Origin of the sequence: Halococcus sp. AFM35 (genome assembly GCF_051195015.1) — an archaeon.
Taxonomy (GTDB): domain Archaea; phylum Halobacteriota; class Halobacteria; order Halobacteriales; family Halococcaceae; genus Halococcus.
On sequence record NZ_JBNTJU010000090.1, the window covers coordinates 1 to 1408 of the forward strand.

General features: G+C 58.2%; 2 pseudogenes. Both read right to left on the reverse strand.

The features are described from left to right. Nucleotides 1-103 precede the first annotated feature (103 nt). Nucleotides 104-997, reverse strand: a pseudogene (locus tag ACQUQO_RS18190) (RNA-guided endonuclease InsQ/TnpB family protein); the annotation flags it as partial. 178 nt (nt 998-1175) lie between these two features. Next, nucleotides 1176-1304: pseudogene (locus tag ACQUQO_RS18195) on the reverse strand (IS5/IS1182 family transposase); the annotation flags it as partial. Nucleotides 1305-1408 lie beyond the last annotated feature (104 nt).

Consider the following 1408-nt stretch of genomic DNA (forward strand, 5'->3'; position numbering starts at 1 on the left):
CTTCGAGACGCTGCTCTCGCTGCACTCGATTCTATCGAACCACCGAATCTCTTCACGTATTTGTGTCCGTGAGTATATCCTCGTGAGAGGACTCAGAGGTACTTTTCTGCCTGATGTTCTCCGCGCCGTTCGTGTCGGCATTCGCCACGGTCCCGCACTCCTCGCAGACGTACAAGCCACGCTCGACGCGCTGGCTGTCCGCTTTCGTTTCGCATACGGAGCAGGTTTTCGACGTGTTCCGTTCAGAGACGGTTTCGACGGCGATACCCTGCATCTCCGCTTTGTACGTGAGCATCTTCGTGAAGCGGTCGAACGCCCACCCGTGGAGGTCGAGATTCCCGTGCCGACCCCAATTTTTCGGGCCGTCGTCGCCGTCACGGATGCCGCCGAGGTCGCCAACGAACACCGTTCCAACGCCACGTTCGGCGCACTTCGCCACAATCTCTTTCGAGAGCGCATGGAAGAAGTGCGTGCGGCGGTCGGTGCGCTTCTGGTCCAATCGTCGAGCTTCACGGGAGAACGAATCGTCCGTTTCGGCGCGCTTTTTGCCGAGGTAGTAGTCGTCCTCTTTGAGCGACCCACCGGGATAGAGCAACGATTCGTCGCCAAAGCTGACGGCGGCGACGTTGCAGATCCCGAGGTCCACGCCCGCCGTTCGGTCGCCGGGTGATTCGGCGACTTCGACCGGGACTTTGCACACGATATGCAAGCGCCATACGCCGTGTTCGTACACGGCGCGCACCTGCTGGACGTTCTCGACGGTCGTATCTCGGGGACCGATAACATCGTACTCACAAAGGATGAAGTCGCCCCAGCCGTCTTTGAGGTTCTTTCCCTTCGAAAGTCGAATCCGGTTGTTCGCGGCGTCATGCTTGAATCCAGCCTGCTTGAACGTGACCGTCGAGCGTGGATGCTCGTCGTGGTATTTGCGGTAGCCTGGCGGGTTCGCTTTCTGGTTCCCGTTGCCCCGATGCCCGTACCACGCCGTGAACGCCTCAGGGTCAGTAACTCACCGATTGACAGCCTGAGACGCACGATCCTTCTGTCAGAAGATGCAGTAACTGTTGCCGATGACGTTCAACGAACAATCAGGAAAATCTCATTTCGAATTCTTCTCTGTGACGACGGCGATGCCTTTGACCAATACGCTGGAGAAAGGGAGCAGGCGGCGAGCGCTAACTCGCCGCCTGTGACAGATTATGGACGATGCACTTGCGGGTGAACTCGCGGAGCTGGCACGGCCAGTTCCGCGAGCAGAGCTTCTCACCGTCGTCATCCTTCAGTAGCGAGAAGCCGGTCTCGCTCGGCGAGATTGGCCTGCACTCATTCAAATCAGCTACCACGCCCTAAAGGACGTGGTATGTACCCAAAACAACCAATGGCACGAAATACCATTCGCCGCCGGTTC